Origin of the sequence: Sporosarcina luteola (assembly GCF_007991495.1) — a bacterium.
GTDB lineage: Bacteria > Bacillota > Bacilli > Bacillales_A > Planococcaceae > Sporosarcina > Sporosarcina luteola.
Genome location: NZ_BJYL01000044.1, coordinates 1 through 19,148 on the forward strand (window position 1 = coordinate 1; position 19,148 = coordinate 19,148).

The 19,148-nt window shown below is 43.2% G+C and carries 22 protein-coding genes; 1 reads left to right on the forward strand and 21 read right to left on the reverse strand.

The window, feature by feature from the left end; all coding sequences use genetic code 11:
* Positions 1 to 55: 55 nt before the first annotated feature.
* Entirely contained in the window at positions 56 to 928 is an 873-nt protein-coding gene (locus SLU01_RS14970; protein WP_147059778.1) for a YitT family protein, read from the forward strand.
* A gap of 43 nt (positions 929 to 971) precedes the next feature.
* Here the strand turns inward: SLU01_RS14970 and SLU01_RS14975 are convergent, their stop codons facing one another.
* The 21 genes from SLU01_RS14975 to folE all read right to left on the reverse strand — a co-directional run bounded on the left by SLU01_RS14975 (position 972) and on the right by folE (position 18,976).
* Entirely contained in the window at positions 972 to 1,640 is a 669-nt protein-coding gene (locus SLU01_RS14975) for a zinc metallopeptidase (RefSeq protein ID WP_147059781.1), read from the reverse strand.
* A gap of 68 nt (positions 1,641 to 1,708) precedes the next feature.
* Entirely contained in the window at positions 1,709 to 2,320 is a 612-nt protein-coding gene (gene lhaT / locus SLU01_RS14980; protein WP_373866424.1) for a lipoprotein heptaprenylglyceryl N-acetyltransferase LhaT, read from the reverse strand.
* 204 nt (positions 2,321 to 2,524) lie between these two features.
* Positions 2,525 to 3,295, reverse strand: a complete 771-nt coding sequence (locus SLU01_RS14985) for a menaquinol-cytochrome c reductase cytochrome b/c subunit (protein WP_147059782.1) — start codon at positions 3,293 to 3,295, stop codon at positions 2,525 to 2,527.
* Positions 3,296 to 3,350: 55 nt separating this feature from the next.
* Positions 3,351 to 4,025 carry a menaquinol-cytochrome c reductase cytochrome b subunit gene (gene qcrB / locus SLU01_RS14990; RefSeq protein WP_147059784.1) on the reverse strand — a complete coding sequence of 225 codons (675 nt, stop codon included), beginning with the start codon at positions 4,023 to 4,025 and terminating at the stop codon, positions 3,351 to 3,353.
* Between the two features lie 22 nt (positions 4,026 to 4,047).
* Complete coding sequence (locus tag SLU01_RS14995) at positions 4,048 to 4,554, reverse strand: QcrA and Rieske domain-containing protein (RefSeq protein ID WP_147059786.1); 507 nt, start codon at positions 4,552 to 4,554, stop codon at positions 4,048 to 4,050.
* Between the two features lie 189 nt (positions 4,555 to 4,743).
* Complete coding sequence (locus SLU01_RS15000; protein WP_147059788.1) at positions 4,744 to 5,193, reverse strand: DUF2487 family protein; 450 nt, start codon at positions 5,191 to 5,193, stop codon at positions 4,744 to 4,746.
* Positions 5,194 to 5,249: 56 nt separating this feature from the next.
* Positions 5,250 to 5,801, reverse strand: coding sequence for a ReoY family proteolytic degradation factor (locus tag SLU01_RS15005; protein ID WP_147059790.1), 552 nt, complete (start codon positions 5,799 to 5,801; stop codon positions 5,250 to 5,252).
* A gap of 1 nt (position 5,802) precedes the next feature.
* Positions 5,803 to 7,065: a tetratricopeptide repeat protein gene (locus tag SLU01_RS15010; protein WP_246111008.1), complete on the reverse strand. Its 1,263-nt coding sequence runs from the start codon at positions 7,063 to 7,065 to the stop codon at positions 5,803 to 5,805.
* A gap of 42 nt (positions 7,066 to 7,107) precedes the next feature.
* A complete protein-coding gene (aroA, locus tag SLU01_RS15015; RefSeq protein ID WP_147059794.1) occupies positions 7,108 to 8,415 on the reverse strand; it encodes a 3-phosphoshikimate 1-carboxyvinyltransferase in 1,308 nt (435 codons plus the stop codon).
* A 14-nt stretch (positions 8,416 to 8,429) separates the two neighbouring features.
* Entirely contained in the window at positions 8,430 to 9,545 is a 1,116-nt protein-coding gene (locus tag SLU01_RS15020; RefSeq protein WP_147059796.1) for a prephenate dehydrogenase, read from the reverse strand.
* Between the two features lie 2 nt (positions 9,546 to 9,547).
* Positions 9,548 to 10,642, reverse strand: coding sequence for a histidinol-phosphate transaminase (hisC, locus tag SLU01_RS15025; protein WP_147059798.1), 1,095 nt, complete (start codon positions 10,640 to 10,642; stop codon positions 9,548 to 9,550).
* A gap of 27 nt (positions 10,643 to 10,669) precedes the next feature.
* Complete coding sequence (aroH, locus tag SLU01_RS15030; protein ID WP_147059800.1) at positions 10,670 to 11,035, reverse strand: chorismate mutase; 366 nt, start codon at positions 11,033 to 11,035, stop codon at positions 10,670 to 10,672.
* Positions 11,032 to 12,138, reverse strand: a complete 1,107-nt coding sequence (gene aroB, locus SLU01_RS15035; RefSeq protein ID WP_147059802.1) for a 3-dehydroquinate synthase — start codon at positions 12,136 to 12,138, stop codon at positions 11,032 to 11,034. The genes aroH and aroB overlap by 4 nt, the downstream gene beginning before the upstream one ends.
* 1 nt (position 12,139) lies before the next feature.
* The gene (gene aroC / locus SLU01_RS15040) at positions 12,140 to 13,321 is read right to left on the reverse strand and encodes a chorismate synthase (protein WP_147059804.1); all 1,182 of its coding nucleotides are present in this window, start codon (positions 13,319 to 13,321) and stop codon (positions 12,140 to 12,142) included.
* A 224-nt stretch (positions 13,322 to 13,545) separates the two neighbouring features.
* Complete coding sequence (locus SLU01_RS15045) at positions 13,546 to 14,316, reverse strand: CheR family methyltransferase (RefSeq protein ID WP_147059806.1); 771 nt, start codon at positions 14,314 to 14,316, stop codon at positions 13,546 to 13,548.
* Positions 14,317 to 15,089: 773 nt separating this feature from the next.
* Positions 15,090 to 15,536 carry a nucleoside-diphosphate kinase gene (gene ndk, locus SLU01_RS15050; protein WP_147059808.1) on the reverse strand — a complete coding sequence of 149 codons (447 nt, stop codon included), beginning with the start codon at positions 15,534 to 15,536 and terminating at the stop codon, positions 15,090 to 15,092.
* Between the two features lie 86 nt (positions 15,537 to 15,622).
* On the reverse strand, positions 15,623 to 16,597 hold the full coding sequence (locus tag SLU01_RS15055; RefSeq protein ID WP_147059810.1) for a polyprenyl synthetase family protein: 975 nt from the start codon (positions 16,595 to 16,597) through the stop codon (positions 15,623 to 15,625).
* 25 nt (positions 16,598 to 16,622) lie between these two features.
* Positions 16,623 to 17,318, reverse strand: coding sequence for a demethylmenaquinone methyltransferase (locus tag SLU01_RS15060; protein WP_147059812.1), 696 nt, complete (start codon positions 17,316 to 17,318; stop codon positions 16,623 to 16,625).
* A gap of 18 nt (positions 17,319 to 17,336) precedes the next feature.
* A complete protein-coding gene (locus SLU01_RS15065) occupies positions 17,337 to 18,071 on the reverse strand; it encodes a heptaprenyl diphosphate synthase component 1 (protein WP_147059814.1) in 735 nt (244 codons plus the stop codon).
* A 48-nt stretch (positions 18,072 to 18,119) separates the two neighbouring features.
* Positions 18,120 to 18,341, reverse strand: a complete 222-nt coding sequence (gene mtrB, locus SLU01_RS15070; RefSeq protein WP_147059816.1) for a trp RNA-binding attenuation protein MtrB — start codon at positions 18,339 to 18,341, stop codon at positions 18,120 to 18,122.
* A gap of 71 nt (positions 18,342 to 18,412) precedes the next feature.
* Entirely contained in the window at positions 18,413 to 18,976 is a 564-nt protein-coding gene (gene folE / locus SLU01_RS15075) for a GTP cyclohydrolase I FolE (RefSeq protein WP_147059818.1), read from the reverse strand.
* Between the last annotated feature and the right edge of the window lie 172 nt (positions 18,977 to 19,148).

Here is a 19,148-nt window from a genome sequence, read left to right on the forward strand (position 1 = left end):
AAACTAAAGCGCAGGGCGCTTGGAGTCTAGACGGTAGTAGAAAGGTGGTCATCTTTTGTTTCGCGGAATTAAATTCAAAAACATTTTCTTCATCATACTCGGAGCCGCGATATTCAGCTTTGGTCTCGTTCATTTCAATATCCAGCATGAGCTGGCTGAGGGCGGTTTTACAGGGATTACGCTCATTCTTTTATTCGCTTTCAAGTGGGATCCAGCTATCATGAACCTTGTATTGAATATCCCTATGTTCGCCATCGGATGGAAATTGTTAGGTAGAAAGGTTTTCATTTACACGGTCATCGGAACAGTTTCGGTATCAATTTTCTTGAAAGTCTTTATGAAATATCAGTTTAATATTCATATGGAAGACGATATGTTCCTTGTAGCGCTATTTGCCGGTATTTTCATCGGAATCGGATTAGGCATCATTTTCCGATTTGGTGGAACAACTGGCGGTGTTGATATTATCGCACGTTTGGCGCATAAGTACATAGGCTGGAGCATGGGAAAGACGATGTTTATGTTTGATGCGTTTGTTATTTTGCTTTCTTGGGCTGTCTATTTGGACCATCGCTCTATGATGTATACCCTCGTAGCACTATTCGTTGGGGCTCGTGTCATCGATTTCGTTCAAGAAGGTGCGTATGCCGCCAGGGGTGCTTTCATCATCTCTGAATCTCAGGATGCCATCGCCTCCAAAATCACTTTAGAAATGGATCGGGGCGTGACTGTTTTTAGAGGTTATGGTCATTTTACTAAATCCGATCGGGAAATTCTCTATTGTGTCGTCGGAAAGAATGAAATCATGCGTTTGAAAAACATTGTTACCTCGATTGATCCACATGCCTTCGTCTCCGTCACAGACGTACATGACGTACTTGGCGAAGGTTTTACACTTGACGATCAAAAACAGCCGATTGATCATTAAAGCATAAACAAAACCCGACCAAATGAATTGGTCGGGTTTTTGTTTAATCTCGATTTGTAAAGATAAGAATTAGGCGTAGCAATTCAAGTACCGCAACTGCTGTGGCAGCGACATATGTCATTGCTGCTGCGCTCAATACTTTTTTCGCATGCGGCTCTTCTTCGTTCCGGATGATACCGAGGTCAACAATTTGGTTCATGGCACGGCTGGATGCATTAAACTCCACCGGCAATGTAACGATTTGGAACAAGACACCGACTGCCATTAAGACAATCCCGATGCCAAGTAAAGAATTCATACTTGAGAAGATGATCCCAATCATAATGAAAACCCATGATGCATTCGATGTAATATTGGCAACAGGTGCCAATCTATGACGGAAACGTAAGAATGAATAGGCTTCCGCATCTTGAATGGCATGTCCTACTTCATGAGCCGCGATTGCTGTACCTGCAACCGATGCTTCATGATAGTTATGTGATGATAAAGCAACTGTTTTCGTCAAAGGGTTGTAATGATCACTTAAAAACCCACTATTCTCAACAACCTTTACATCCTGCAAACCATTTTTATCAAGAATGAGACGAGCAACTTGCGCCCCCGTCATCCCGGAAGTTGACCGTACTTGTGAATATTTTTTATAAGCGCTCTTCACTTTAAATTGGGCATACAATGGAAGCAAGATGATAATACCCAGGTAAATCAAAAACATCTCCAAATCCCTCCCTTTTCTCTATTTCTATTTTATAACGTGCTTCAAACAACCGCAACTTTTTACTATTATGCTATAACAGCTTCTCGCTTTACCCTAATTTTCCAAACTGCATATGCTAATAAAATACAGGCGATTGAAAGCCAAAACGTAAAATAGCCAATTTCATTCATATGTTTCATCAAATCATAGTAAATCGGCATTTGGCCAAATACATAATCGATGACATCATTATGAAGTGTCCAAATGGCAGCAATCACGATATGGCGGAAGTCGAATTTATAAAATGGACTATAAAGAACCGCCTGAACTGCCATCGCGAAGTGGGACCCAATCAGCATCCAACCTACCGGGTCGAGGTAGCCGGTTTCCATAAATGTAAGAAGATTCATGACAACCGCCCACAAACCGTATTTGACGAGCGTAATCAAAGCCAGCGCTTCAATCAGTTTGAAATTCTTACCGATCAGCCATCCGATAATGGCAAGCAAGAAAAATAGGCTAGCTGTCGGACTGTCGGGAACGAATATCCAAAAAATCGAATCCGTCATTTCGAGTTGCCACATGTACCAATCATAACCATAAACTGTTCCAAAAATATTGACGAACAGTAAAATCCATAAAAAAGACTTATGAGACAAAATGAGCCATGCCATATTTTTAATAGAACTCAAAAACATCTCTCCAAACGATTGATTGTATGTATAAGTGAACGTTGTTATGTTTCATTTCATTTGATTGGAACATTTATGGAGTATTACACGAAAAGCGGATTTTCACTTCAGACGGACGCTTTCCGTTCCAATCCAAGAACAAGTATGAAACTTTTAAATTCATTAATATAGCAAAAAAAGAGTCAGTCTCCTGACTCTTTTTTGTATTCATCATTCTCCTGTTTTCAATCCTGCAAGGAATTCAGCTAAGACCTCAAGTTCTTCGTCAGAGCCTTTCCACTGATCTGCAGGCATTGTACCAATACCGTTATGTGCGATATCAATAATCTCCTCAGGTGTATGGCCCGAATCGATCAACGCAGGTCCCAAACCACCTTGGAAGGCGTCACCATGACAGCCGATACATGAAGAGCCGGCATAGATCTGATAACCTTCAGATTCAGGATCAAATTGAGCTTCTTCCACAATAGCACCTTGTGCTTTTGCTTTTTCCCAGTCATGGTTCGCAACAGATTCCCATGTCAAATAGAAGATGGAAGCAAAGGCAAGCAGCATGAATGCAGTCGGAAGAGGGCGCTTAAATGGACGGCGCTCTTTCGATGTATCCATGAATGGAACAAGCATCAATGCACCAACAGCCAATCCAGGGATTACGATTGCTCCGATAACGTTGTATGGTCCGGAAGCAAATTCATATTTCAATAATTGATACATGAATAGGAAATACCAGTCAGGAACCGGTATGTATGTTGTATCTGTCGGGTCTGCTTGTCTTTCAAGCGGCGACGGATGGGCAACTGTTACAATTAAATATCCGATTAAGAAGACGGCACCGATCATCCACTCTTTCAAGAGGAAGTTAGGCCAGAAAGCTTCTGTTTTACCAGGATATTCTGAGTAATCTTTCGGGACGTTCGGCATCTTTCCTTCTGCTTTGATGCGCGAGTCACCAACAAATTTCATACCTTTTCCGCGATGCATTTTGTCCCCTCCTTATTCTAATTTCAGACAATCAACATCATTGAGGATGTGGATCTTATAGCGGTCCGGAAATACCTTGTCTTCTGATCATGATAAAGTGTGCTGCAAGCAACCCAAGCAAAGCAGCCGGTAGGAAGAATACATGAATCGCGAAGAAACGTGTTAATGTTTGTGCTCCAAGGATAGTCGAGTCACCCGCAAGTAAGATCTTAATCTGCTCACCGATAAACGGAACTGACGCAGCAATTTCGATACCTACTTTTGTAGCGAACAACGCTTTCATATCCCATGGCAATAGATAACCTGTGAAACCAAGTCCGAGCATTGTCACGAAGATCAATACACCGACAACCCAGTTCAACTCACGTGGTTTCTTATAAGAGCCAGTAAAGAATACACGCAATGTATGTAGGAACATCATAACAATAACAAGTGATGCTCCCCAGTGGTGCATCCCGCGCACAATTTCACCGAATGCTACTTCATTTTGAAGGTAGTAAACAGATTTCCATGCATTTTCAATATCCGGGGTGTAATACATTGTAAGGAACATACCTGAAAGAATCTGGATGACCGTTACGAAAAACGTCAAACCACCGAAACAATAGATGAATGCAGAAAAATGATGTGCAGGGTTTACGTGCTCAGGTACTTCGTGGTCAGCGATATCCCGCCAAATCGGGGTGATATCCAACCGTTCGTCAACCCAATCATAAATTTTATTTAGCACTTCGGTCGTACCCCCTTACATTTTAAACTAATGTGTTTGGAACCGTTTTTCCAAGATTTACATAGCCATCCACGACTTCGACCATAAACTCATCAAGCGGTCCGAGTGGTGGAGTTCCCGGTATGTTTTTACCATTTTTCTCGTAACGTCCATTATGGCAAGGGCAGAAGAATTCATTCTTATGCTTCTCGTCCCCTTCCCAGTTCACCGTGCACCCAAGGTGTTTACAGACAGGAGAAAGTGCGATGATCGTATCGCCTTCTTTATAGACCCAAGCGGTGTTCGATACATCGGATTTGTACCATGCATCTTTACGATCTTTAATAGTAAAGTCAACTCGTACTGGAGTTTCTGTTAAATCATCCGCTTTTTGCGGAGTTGGAATAAATTCCCCTTCTCCTTTTGGTTGCAATACTGGATCGACCGCAAAGCGGACCATCGGCATCAACATGGCTGAAGCCATAAATCCTCCGACACCCATTAGCGTATAGCTCAGGAATTGGCGTCTAGACACTTTGCTGCTCATCAGTTTCCCTCCTCTTACTCCAAAATCAGTCCAACGGACATACTTTTGCTAATTGTAATACTAGGACATATCTATGATATATCAATACTAATGTAAATTCAATCATGCTTTCTACAGTATTGGCAGATTGTGAACAATTCATGAATTTTGTATTTATAATTACATGGAAGATATGGAAAATATTATTTTCCGTTACAGTGCCGACCATCCTTCTGTGAATTTCGGCAGCACTTGACGCAATTGATCTTCGAGTATTGATTGCCGCAATGGCGCATCCATGCTTTCAAGCGGAATGGAAGGCAGCCATATAACTTGTCCAGGCATTTTTTGTGACAACCAAGCATGATCGGTTGTCAAGAAGAAAACATGTTTGAACGTTGTATCTGAAAAATCTTGCAATGTTGTATCCGCCATACTCTGAAGATCTGTCGATGATGTATAGGAAAATGGCGGGGCAAACATCATACGCCCTTTAAATTGAGTCTCAATAAGCGAAGCTAGAAGCATGACGAATTCTGTCGAAGAAGCACTTGTCTTCATATTATCCATCTTCGTTTCAACTTTTACAAGCGGAATCACTAACGTATCGATATATTCTTTTTGCAGTAAATATATATCCATATCTTTGCCTGTCCAATTCACTTATAATCAGCCCCCTAAAATTTCAAGCAAATGACTCCATCAAGAAGACGGAGTCATTAGTCTTTTGTAATTTTCATATCGTTCAACATTGCAGACAGGACGAGAAAACGTTCCCGATCATTTGCATCAAGCGCTTCGTCCACCCTTTTCATAAGCAGCTCTAAAGATAGGGAAGCTGCACTTTCTTCAAGCAGTTGTTCAGCAATCTTCCGATCTCGTGCACTAACTTGCAGTTCTGCAGGCAGGAATGGATTTTCTTCCCGTACGCTTGCATATTGCGGGCAGGCGTGGCTATTCGGGAAATTCAGTTGAATATACATTTTCTCATCCGGGTGTAGACGTAAATCATGAAATGACTTTTCCGCATCGGCTGTCATAAGATTGCCTTTGTAAAATCGGAATGGAATACTTTCGGAATTAATTGTTGAAATTACCATTGCCCGCGGACAGTAATGTGCTTCATCCGTAAAGTGGACGTTTTGAAGAAGTTGTTCATGGCTTAGAAGATAGTTCAGTATCCACACACATTCCCGGCGCTTCAATTTATAGCGCTTTAAAAACCAACGTACAAAGTCCTTTTTGGCAGCGACAGGAATCATGGCTGTCATATCACACCTCCTCGTCATTCAACATTTCAAGAAAAGCGGTCCATTCATCGTTATGCTCTAGCAAAACCAATGCCTTTATTACTTCGATAGCTTCGGTCCGTTTTCCTTCATCCAACAGGAATCTGGCGAACTTATCTAAAAATGATGGATCATCTTTCATTCCAGTATATGCCTTACTGTAAGATACGTATGCATCGTCATATTGTTCCTCCCTTTCTAGGGCGAACGCCTTGAATGCTGCTAAAAGCGGAATGTCCATCTGATCTTCATTCATGTCGGTTAGAAATTGTAAAAGCTCTTCATCTTGCTCTCTTTCGTTGAAAAGAGCAGCAAGTGTTAGGATTGCATCGATATATTCCGGATCAAGGGCTACCGATTGCATTAAATGCTCTTCTGCTTCCTCAGGCAGACCTAGCTTCAATGCAATTTTACCAGCTGAGAGACGTAATTCCTTGTCGAATTCATCCCTTTTTATCCCTTGCTTGAATAGTTCATAGGCCTTTTTGTCTTCATCCATTTGGGAGTGGGCCTGGCCGGCTAGCATATATGCCGAGAAGTAATCGGGATCCATTTCAATCAATTCATCCAACAGATTCACTGAGCGTTCCGGTTGATTGCTCTGAAAATAGGCATACGCTGCACCGAACAACGTATCAGGAGTCCGCTCGTCTTTCAGCAGACTCTCGTAGAAAGGTAGAGCCTCCTCATATGCAGCACCAGCGCTATACGTTTCAGCAATACGCGAAAGAATATTCGCTCCTGCGATCTCGAGATGTCCTTCCTCGTAAAGTTCCGTGAAGAATTTCGCAGCCTCAATATATCTCCCGGCGTCAAGTAGAAGCTCAGCATAAGCAAAACGGATGACTGGCTCATTTGGCAACAGTTCATAAGCCTCTTTCACCTTTAAGAGTGCCGCCTCCGCCATGCCGATCATCTGATAATAATCAGCTAACGCCATCAGCGCCTGGACGTACTCCTCGTCTTCCGTTTGGATTTCGGAAAGAAGGAGCAATGCTGCATCTTCCTCGCCAAGTTCAAGCAAAGTATTTGCCCGGTCGATTTTCAATTGTGCCTCATCAGGCATAATTTCGCTTAATGTTTCGTATATATGATCCGCTTGACCGATGTAACCGTAATCGAGCAACAAGCCTGCCGCTTCATAAAGTAGATCAAAATCCTCCACTTTTTCCGCACGGTCAATCAAGTCAGACACTAACTGGATATCACCGCCATGGATCGCTTTTTCAAAATCATGTAACTGCATCATATTTTCACCTGATCCTTCATGTTGTATACATTAGGAAAATTATTCTTCATTCCCCGCTGTCACGAGCTTCGTCAAATGATCAAAGAAGTTCGGATATGAGATAGCTATGCAAGAAGCGTCATCAATCTGAATGGAACTTTCGGATATGAGTGCAGCGATTGCAGCCATCATACCTAGACGATGATCACCATAGGACTCCAAGTTTCCACCAGATAATGGTGTGGGTCCTTTAATGATCATTCCATCCTCGGTTGCTTCAATTTGCGCGCCAAGCTTTGTCAATTCATTAGTGACGGCAGCTATTCGATCCGTCTCTTTGACACGAAGTTCTGCAGCATCCTTGATGACTGTAGTCCCTTCCGCTTGTGTTGCTAGCAATGCGATAATCGGTAATTCATCGATAAGAGTTGGAATGATAGTACCGCTTATCTCCATTCCTTTTAATGGAGCATGGGAAATCCTTATTGTACCATAAGGTTCACCTGCTTCGCCTTTTTGATCAATTACTTCCACTTGAGCGCCCATTTGACGAAGCACTTCTATGATACCTGTTCTTGTGGGATTAAGGCCAACATCGACAAAATCGACAGAACTCCCCTCCACCATGGCTGCGGCAACCATGAAAAATGCGGCAGAAGATATATCCCCGGGAACGATGACATTTGTCCCTTTTAATAACTGCCCCCCGGTTATGCTCACCGTATTTCCCTCTTGCTCTATTTTAGCTCCAAATTGCTTGAACATCCGCTCTGTATGGTCTCTTGAAACTGCCTTTTCTTTAACAACCGTTATACCTTCCGCATTTAAACCGGCAAAAAGAATGGCAGATTTCACTTGTGCACTAGCCACTGGCATATTATAATCGATACCTTTGATGGCTCCACCCGCAATGCTTAACGGGAGATATTCTCCACCTTCTCCATTTGAGATGGAGGCTCCCATTGATTGCAAAGGCACTGTCACTCTTTTCATTGGGCGCTTAGATAATGATTCATCGCCCGTCAACCGGCATGTGACGGCAGAACCCGACAGTATTCCCAGCATCAATCTTGCAGTTGTTCCTGAATTTCCCGCATAAAGATCGTTCGTCGGATTCTTCCAATTATAGATTCCAGGGCTATCAATCAGCACGTCTGTCCCACTTCTTTCGATGGAAACCCCTAATTGTTTGAATATGTCAATTGTTCGTAAACAGTCTTCCCCATCCAGGAATCCTTTTACGGCAGTCCTGCCTTGCGCAATCGACCCCAACATAATTGCTCGATGAGAAATGGACTTGTCTCCTGGGACTTTTATTTTACCTTTTAAAACCGGATGATCGAATTGAACTGTTTTCGTTCCAACCATGAAGAGCCCCCCTTTTAAAGAATATGCATGCTGTATTCAGTTGCCTTTGAAAGTATAGCCCTTGCCGCCTTCCGATCATCGGCAGTTTGAAAACTGACAACCAATATTCCGTAGACATCCGTTCGTGTTTCAACGATCCGGATATTCGTTATGCTTATTTGTTCATCGGCAAGTATTTTAGTTATTTCAGAAATGACCCCCGGATGATCCGGGATATCGATATGCAAATCGAATGTCATATACAACGCACCTTGTATCGCCCCTTCAAATGTGGAAGGCAGATGATCCCTGAATTTCTTTGCATCTGCGAAGAAATCATAAATCTGATCCGGATTATTTTCCACGATCATTGCGCGAATGGATTCCATTTCTAGCAACCAACCGTTTAGTTGATCCAATAATTCACTACGATTTTGAATCGTAATGTCACGCCACATTGTCGGATCAGCAGAAGCGATACGGGTCAAATCACGAAAACCACCAGCCGCCAGGTTTTTCACAAAAGGCTGTTGTTTTTCCTGATCAGCCAATCTACCGACAAGGGAAGACGCGATAATATGTGGAAAATGACTTACAATGGCAGTCATGCGATCATGTTCAGCCGCATCTAAAACGACGATTTTCCCCTTCGTCGGCTTCAATAAGCCAGATAACCGATCTAATTGTTCGGCTCTTTCGTTTGAAGAAGGTGTCAAAATATAGTAGGCGTTCTCGAACAGATGCCCTTTCGCTGCAGCGATTCCGCTTTTGTGGGAGCCTGCCATCGGATGACCGCCAATGAATGTCACCCCTTTGTCAATCAGCACTTTGGCAGTTCGCATGATCGGATTTTTTGTACTGCCTGTATCCGAAATGATGACACCATCCTTCAAAGTCCATTCCGCCGCTTCTTCCATCAATGCGACTGTCGTATTGACCGGTGTTGCAAAAATGATGAAATCCGCATTTTCGCATGCCGCCTTTACGGATGGTGCTACCGTATCGATAATTCCGCGGCGGTATGCCTCATCTGCGGTTGCATAGGAGCGGTCAAAGCCGGTTATATGTATTCCGTCACCACCACGCTTAAGTGCAAGGCCTAGTGAGCCGCCTATTAGGCCAAGTCCTATAATCGTTACATTTCCCGTCATAATTATATCCCTTTTTCTTTCAATAAATGATCGAATGCTTTTAATAGACCTGTATTTTGCCCTTCCGTCCCAATCGTAATTCGAATATGGCCAGGAGTGCCAAGAGCATTTCCACTTCTTACAATATACCCGTGTTGCAGTAGGAACTCTGTCGCCTCGTCAGCATCGATCGGGACTTCGAGCAAAACGAAGTTTGTTTGAGAATCATACATATGAATTCCTTTTTCTGCAGCAAACGATTTGAAGCGTTCCCTTTGAATATGATTCAACTCCCGGCATTTTTCAATAAACCCTTCATCCTCTAAAGCTTTGCCTGCTACAGCCAAAGCGAGTGAATTATTATTGAATGGGTTACGAATCTTATTCAATTCCGTAATAATAGCTGAGGATCCGACTGCATAGCCGATTCGGAAAGAGGCTAAGCCGTATGCTTTTGAAAACGTTCGAAGTACGAGGATATTCGGAAATCGCTCCAGAAGCTTAATTGAGTCGACATGGTTTGGATCCGTCACATACTCGAAGTAAGCTTCATCAAGAACAACAAGTATGTTTTTCGGTACTTTTTCCAGGAAGTTGATAAGTTCGTTATGCGGGATAAGATTTCCCGTTGGATTGTTAGGATTGCAAATCCAAATGATCGCCGTGCGTTCAGTTATCGCGGAAAGAAATGCATTCAAATTATGAAGGCCATCGACTAAAGGGACTTCCGTAATCTCCGCTCCTTCGATTTTTGCATTATGCGAGTACTGCGAGAATGAAGGGGTCGGCATAATCGTATGGGCTTTGTCATCTAGCAATGCCCGGCAAATGATTGTGATGATTTCATCAGATCCATTGCCGAATAGAATGGACTCTTCCCCCACTCCATGTTTTTCAGCAAGCTTTTTACGCAAAGTAGTCGCATGACCATCCGGATAAATTTCAAAAGGCATGGATGAGCTTTGTAAAAACTCGGAAACGGATGATGCACAACCATATGGATTTTCATTCGAAGCTAATTTAACAACTTTTTCAAGTCCGTAAGATTCTGTTACTTCTTCAATTGATCTGCCAGGTTTATATGGCTTCATGCTCGTTAACACTTTTTTCCATTGCATATGTATTCCTCCGGTTTCGATGGATTTTCAGTTCTGTAAGTCAGGGCGCAATTTTACTGCCTCGTTTTGATAAATATGCTTAATATCCTTTTGAGGTGTATTAGCATTTACATGCATCAGCACGCGAATACAATTCGGCAATGCCCCTGGGACATTCATTTCATGTGTGCACATGACAGGAACGTACTTCCAACCTTCCAACGTTCTCACTGCCTTTGCTGGAAATGCCGACTCTATATCTTGAGTAGTTGAAATGATAACTGAAATAATCTCATCCGGAGCAATGCTGTTTGCTGTTGCCATTTCTTGTACCAATGAACTTGTTGCGTGAAGAACTGTCTCCGTTTCGTCAATCTGAACTGTCGTTGCTCCCCTTACTCCTCTGACTGTCATACATTTCCCCCCTCGTCTAATCTGTTCTGCAATTCCCGGAAAACAATTTCACATTCTTCGATCGAGACTTTTTTGACAAATGGTTTCCCGATCTTCTCCAACATGACGAAATTCAAATCACCAAATGAAGCTTTTTTATCTTTTTTCATATAATCTAGAAACTCTTGGAGCGAATGGTTCAAGACAGGTTCGAATGTATAGCCATTCATAATAGAAAAATCAATAAAGCGCTTTGTAAAGGATTCTGTTATTTCGCCGTGCCGTTCACTTAAAATGAAACTGTAGCCCATGCCAATCATAATGCATTCTCCGTGGCTAAGACCTCCAAAGCCGCAAACCGCCTCAACAGCGTGGCCGAATGTATGTCCGAAGTTCAAGTATTTCCGTGTCGAATGCTCAAACTCATCTTCGGCAACAATATCCGCTTTCACTTTAATCCCTTTTACCAACTCAACAGACAGCCATTCATTCGTCGGCTCGGTAAATGTGCGATCCTCCAGCAGCTCCAACGCCCAATTTTCATCCGATATGAATGCATGTTTTATCAATTCAGCCATGCCTGATCGGATTTCCCGAGGCGGCAATGTGCCGAGCAACGCTGTATTGAATAAGACTGCGGATGGTTGGTGGAACGAACCGACCATATTCTTTCCTTCCGGTAGATTGATAGCCGTTTTTCCACCAACTGCACTGTCATGCGAAAGGATTGTAGTAGGGCATTGAATGAAACGAATTCCTCTCATAAAAGTCGCTGCAACGAAGCCCGTCAAATCTCCACAAGCCCCGCCACCGAAAGCAATTAGAAGCGAATTCCTCGTGAAATTCTCGGTCAATAAATAGGATTGACAATCAATGTAGACAGCTGGCGTCTTACATTTCTCGCCTGCAGGAACTATTTTCACACTAGGAGACACGCCGGCGTCTGCCAACGCTTTTTCAAGAATTGGCAGGTGCATGGCGGCAACCTGTTCATCCGCTATAATTCCTACACGATCTGCGCTTTGCAGCAATTCTTTGTACTGTGATGAAAATAATTCATACACGTGTTCACCGACATATACATCGTATTGGACATCTGGCAATTGAACAGTCAATTTTCCCATGTCAGAACCCCTTTACGTATTCTCGATACCGGCCAATTTCCTCTTTCAAACCATCCATCGTATCGGAACGGAATTCATCCATAATCGCCTTCGCCACTTCTGTAGCGATTACGTGTTCCGCGACAACTGAAGCTGCCGGCACCGCACAAGGATCCGAACGTTCAATCGTTGCGACAAAAGGTTCTTTCGTATCAATATCAACACTTTCAAGTGGTTTGTACAATGTAGGGATCGGTTTCATGACACCTCGAATGACGATTGGCATCCCCGTCGTCATGCCGCCTTCGAGTCCGCCAAGACGATTTGATTTACGATAATAGCCTGCTTCTTCCGACCAAGCAATTTCATCATGAACCTCGCTGCCCGGTTTTTGAGCCATTTTAAAGCCTAAACCAAATTCAACACCTTTAAAAGCATTGATGCTCATCATTGCCCCGGCCAGTTTCCCATCCATTTTTCGATCAAACTGGACATAACTGCCGATTCCGGGCGGGCATCCTTCCACGATGACCTCAACGACGCCACCAAGCGTATCGCCACGTCCTTTAATGTCATCGATTGCCGCTACCATACGAGCAGAAGCTTCCTTGTCAGCACAATAGACAGGATCATTTTCGACCATTTTACGCAAATCACCCATTTGCAATTCTTCATACGCTGCTGGATCGGAAGTGACCCCACCAATTTCCGTGACATGGGCAACTGTTTGGATACCCAACTGCCGAAGAAACTGTTTAGCGACAGCGCCAATCGCGACTCGCATCGTCGTTTCTCTTGCGGAGGACCGTTCTAATACGTTTCGAAGGTCGCGGTGACCGTACTTCATGCCTCCGACAAGATCTGCGTGTCCCGGTCTGGGCCGAGTAATCTGTCTTTTAATATCTTCAGGTTTTATGTCATCCGCCAATGGCTCGACACCCATAATATTCGTCCAATGCTTCCAGTCATCATTGACAACAGTCAGCGTGACAGGTGAACCTAACGTTAAACCATGCCGTACCCCGGATGTGATGAGTACTTGATCCTTTTCAATTTGCATCCTTCGACCTCTACCATGCCCGCCTTGACGTCTCTTCAGTTCATTATTGATCATTTCAGCAGTCAATGGCATTTGGGCGGGGAGACCCTCTATGATTGCAGTCAATTGGGGGCCATGTGACTCGCCTGCTGTGAAATACCTCATTCCATTTCCTCCTTTATCTCTATTTTAAGGATGGATAAACATCCGTTTCATAGCACTTTATCAAACTAAAGGGATTTTGACTATACATATTCAAAAATAATCAGGAAATTTGACGACTTTTTGAGATAGAAAGCAAATTATCGATAAGTCAATTTGATTTTCGTTCCAGGCGGACGCTTTCCACTCCAATCAACAAATAATGTCTAAGTATCAACACGACAGTTTTAAAGTTTTCTGTAAAAGAACGTTTCTTCTGATTCAAAGCCATATTTGGCTGGGTTGAAGATTTGTTCTGTGCTGCCGACAAATAGGATTCCACCAGGTCTGAGTGCTTTTGAAAAGTTTGTGTAAATTTGGTCCTTCGCCTCTTCTGTAAAGTAAATCATGACGTTGCGGCAAACGATTAAATCATAATCTGCCCCGTATTTATCATTCAACAGATTTTGCTGTTTGAATTGCACAGTCTTTTTTATTTCATCTTTCACTTGATAATGTTGACCTTCATTGACGAAGTATTGATCCAATACTTTTTTCGGAACTTCCTTTAACGATCTTTCTGAATAAAGGCCGACCTTTGCTCGCTCCAATACACCAACATCAAGATCTGTCGCTAAAATTGAAATGTCCCTTAGGGGTACATGGGATGATAATACCATCGCCAGGGAATACGGTTCTTCACCTGTGGAGCAAGCAGCACTCCAAATCTTCAGTTTTCTATTGTTAGAAAGCAGCATCGGAAATATTTTCTTTTCAAGCACGTCCCAGCGCTGGGAGTTTCGGTAAAATTCCGAAACGTTAATCGTCATGCGGTCTAGGAATTCTTCCAACAGTTGCTGATCATTATGTATCGCTAGATAGTAGTCCGAAAAATTTCGATATCCACGCTTTTCGTAAAGGGACGTTAGTCTTCTTTTCATTTGCGCTTCCTTGTACAAGGACAGATCGATTCCAGTTTTGTTTTTTATCTTTGTAATGAAATCTGTGTAATCTGACACTCTAAATCCCCCTTAACATCTTTCCCTCCATTATACAGTAATGATAGGAGGTAATATATACAACAATAGCACGGATTGCTGCTCCAGGCGGACGCTTTCCGCCGCAATACTAAGTTTCATTTATACTACGAGTTCAGGCGTGTTGATTAACCATTATTATACAGTAAAGCCACTCTGAACCCGTTGACTTCCGTTCCGGCGCACGCTTTCCGCGGGCACGGCTTCAGCCAATCGAACCACGAAGAGTTCGATTTGCCGTATTTCTGCATCCTTTGCAGAAATTAAGGCATCCTACCAATACCTGCTCGCAACGCTACACTTGTGCTCGCAAACGCCGTTCTTCGTAACTTCGTTCGCCGGAGTCGGCGCCTGCACTTCAGTCAACTGAAGATAGCTGAACAAGAGTAATGTTCGCATCTACAAGAGAGCTGATAATTATCCATACTTCTTATTGAAGCATTAGATGATTGAAGTGCAGGGCGGCGACTCCTTGGGGATTAGCGAAAGCCGTAACGAAGAACGGCTTTTGCGAGTGAAGCGAAGCGAAAGGAGCACATCTTTGCTCTGACAGGTGAGACCCCGCAGGAGCGGTTTTTGCGACGAGGAGGCTCACCGCACGCCCCCAGGAACGCGTCCGCCCGGAACGGAAATCATCGGACTATGTTATATCCTATTATTTGGTTAATCAACACGCCTGCTACGAGTTAAACTATAACAAAAACAGCCGTGCGTTTTACCGCTTGGCTGTTTTTGAAGGTATTTTTTATTTCCAATTAGTTGATCCAGCTGACCATTGATTTATCGTAGCTGACAAGCTCTTCTTCTTTGAAGAAAAGACCGATTTCACGAACAGCGGATTCAGGTGAATCTGAACCGTGGATGATGTTTTTACCGACAGTTACAGCGAAGTCGCCGCGGATTGTTCCAGGAGCAGATTCTTTCGGGTTTGTAGCACCCATCATCAAACGGGCTGTAGAGATGACGTTTTCGCCTTCCCACACCATTGCGAAAACTGGTCCTGAAGTGATGAACTCAACAAGTTCTCCAAAGAATGGGCGTTCTTTATGTTCGCCGTAATGTTGCTCAGCAAGCTCTTGAGAGATTTGCATCAATTTCCCACCAACCAAAGTGAATCCTTTGCTTTCAAAACGGTTTACGATTTCACCGATTAAGTTACGTTGTACACCATCAGGTTTTACCATTAAAAATGTTTTTTCCATTTAGTAACACTCCTTCGCATATGTATGGAATTTTATCCTTACTGATCGTACCAAACGGAAGCCAATCTTTCAACTGGTAGCCTCATTCAGAACTTTCTTTTGCCTAAGAAAGCGGCAATTTGAAGTAACGCTCTTTTCGCTTCACCATCTGGCAATGACTCAACTTCCGCAATTGCTTTCTTTAAATACATATTACTTACTTGCTGCGCCTTTTCAATTGCACCAGACTTCCGAATATATGTGAGCATTAAGCCGCGTTCCTCTTCCGTCAATGAACCATCAAACGAGCGTAGAAGAAAAGGCTGGAACTCGGGATCGTCTTTTATGTATAGTGTCGGCAAGGTCAAATGCCCATTCAACAAGTCGCTGCCTGCAGGCTTGCCAAGCTGTTCATCCGTAGAAGTGATATCGAGGATGTCATCAACAATTTGAAATGCCATTCCCGCGAAATAGCCAAACCTTTTTAGTTTCCCAACAGTTTCGGGCGTCGCATTGGAAACTAGCGCACCTAATTCGCAGCTTGAGGATAGCAATAAAGCGGTTTTCCTTTTAATGCGACGCAAATAATCGCGGAAAGATTGATTCGTTTGTTGCTGATATTCAATCTGGATGATTTCGCCTTTACAAATTTCCAACATCGTTTCAGCAAGCAGTTGGTGGACAGCGGGCATTTCAATTTCCCCGATCGACACCAATGCTCGGGAAAAGATATAATCACCCGCATACATCGCAATCCGATTATTCCATCGGGCCTTTACGGTCTCAAATCCTCTGCGGAAATCGGAATCATCGATGACATCATCGTGGACAAGGGAAGCCATATGGATTAATTCCAAGGATACAGCAACCTTTGCCACATTTTCCATCGAATATTCACCGAACTGTGATGAAAGTATAACAAAAATCGGACGGATCCTTTTCCCGCCTGCCCTCAATAAAAGAAGAGAAGCTTGACGGATGACCGGGGAAGAGGAGTCGATGGATTGTTCAAGTTCCTTTTCGATGAATGAGAGATCCTTTCGGAAATCTGCGTAGAGCGACATTAACTTCAATTTCTCCAAGACGATTACCTTCCCCTACTTGCAATTATTTGTAAGCGATGTGCCCTGCCGCAGCTCCACCGCTATATTTCTTATATGAAACTTCCCGGAAACCGGACTCAACAAATAGCTGTGCTAACTGTTTGACCCCTGGAAAATCATCTGCTGATTCTTGAAGCCAAGAATATTCCTTGTAGCTTTTTGCAAATATTTTACCAAAAATCGGCATGATAAATTTAAAATAAAATCGGAAAACTTGTCGATAAACCGGAATTTCCGTTTGGGATGTTTCCAGGCAAGCAGCCATGCCACCAGGCTTAAGTACACGATTTATTTCCTGCAACGCTTGTCCATAATCTGGTACGTTGCGCAAACCGAAGCCGATCGTCACATAATCAAATGTATTATCCGGGAACGGCAGCTCCATAGCATTCCCTTGGATAAGGTTCACGTTAGGATATGCTTTCACTTTAGGTCTCGCGGATGCAAGCATACCTTCACTGAAATCCAATCCTGTCACTTTTCCATCTGGTCCAACAGCGTCAGCGAGCGCAACTGTCCAATCCGCCGTTCCACAGCAAACATCCAGCGCAGTCGAGCCTTGTCTTACGTTCATTCGGGACATGATATCGCTTCGCCATTTTTTGTGCTGATTAAAACTGATGACAGAATTCATTTTATCATAGTCATCGGCGATTTTTTCAAAGACGTGATGAACTTTCGCTTCTTTGGATGTTTCCATAAGCTTTACCTTCCTTCTCTAGATAGGCTTTTCCAATAATGGAGTCGCCATCCTATGGATTTCCTGTTTTAAAAAGGGAGTCAGGAAACCGGCTTTCGCAAGCTCCTCTTGCAATCTTGATGTCAAAATGGAAATTGCGGAGTCAACGTCGGCATTTTTAATAATTTGTGAAGTCCATCCTCGTTCAATCGATGGATCCTTCATTGATTTCTTAACAAACCAAATTAGCCCTAACGCTGTTTTTGCAATTTTGGAGTACTTTGAAAAACCATATCTCTCGTGGAATTCTCCAATACAGCCAGACTCTACACGGATAATTGACTCAATTATGCCCGAAATCCCATCTGTTTTCTCCATCAGCAGATCCGTTTTTGTCTCATTAATACGTCCAATCATTTCCGCCATGTTCGTGATCAACAGAAAGTCAGGGAGCGATGACAGCAAACGGTAGTGGATGCCACTGAAATGGTCCCCCGATAAAACCATGAGTTGCTGCTCCTTTGATGAAGCATCAAAAATGTCCACCTTGTCATGGACATCAAATGCTGCATGCACAGCCCCCACAGCAATCGCCGAGGTATTGAGCTTTGAAGACCAGTCTTCACCATTCAACATTGGAAGGAGAAGGAAGAAGGCTTTGGCGGTGTCTAGTGGCATCTTTCCAAGATCTCTGTAAACGATGGGTTCTTGGATGGATTGTTCGACTTCCCTTATATAATTTTGTATAGATCGATTGATTGTTTGTCTGTCCATCTTCGGTTCTCCATTCAAAGACAATGTGAAGATTTGGCCTGGTTTATTTTATTCTTTCCCATCGCTATAGACAATACCGTGTGCCGAGTGGATTTCGGCCTTGCCACGAATTTTCATGGCAGATGTATGTTCAGTGAATTGGGCAATCATAACTTCCCCACGGTCCAATTTTTCGGTGTGGTGGAATTTCGTATCATTTCCTCTTGTCAGACCGATGACATTCACTCCGTCTTCCTGCGCTTTGATAATAATAAAATCAGGTTGTGGCATGTTTTCAACTCCTGTATTCATATACATCTCATCATAGCATAGAAAGGAATCGAACCGCAAAGGCATCAAACCTACTTGAGAAGAGACAGAATTTCCGCTCTTTTCACATCGTCATGTTCATAGATTCCCCGGGCTACAGTCGTCACTGTTTTGGCTCCGGGCTTTTTTATGCCCCTCATCGTCATGCACATATGTTCAGCTTCTATAATGACGTAGACACCGATCGGATTTAACATGTCCATCATCGCGTTGGCGACAGTGGATGTGATCCTTTCCTGCAATTGCGGCCTTTTAGCTGTCGTTTCCACAGCTCTGGCCAACTTGCTGAGTCCGGCTACGACTCCGTTACGCGGTATGTATGCGATATGCGCGTGCCCGAAGAAAGGGACTAAATGATGCTCGCACATCGAGTGAAACGGTATATCTTTCACGAGGACCACTTCATCATGGTTTTCATGGAATACTGTTTCGAAATATTGTCTAGGATCCTTATTCAATCCTTCAAAAACTTCAGCGTACATTTTAGCAACACGTTTTGGGGTATCTAGCAATCCTTCCCGTTCAGGGTCTTCCCCAACCGCTTCAAGGATCATCGACACTGCTTTCTCTATTTTACTGAGATCCACTTCAGTCATAATGACAACCTCCTCATGTCAATTAATGCTATTCCTTCAAAGATAGTAGCATACTCCCACTAATACGTACAGCGCTCGGGATCAATAATCTAACAGTTGCTTTCCGTTCCAGGCGGACGCTTTCCACTACAAGCAACTGAAATTACAGGTACAAGTCATAAGTTCATTTTAC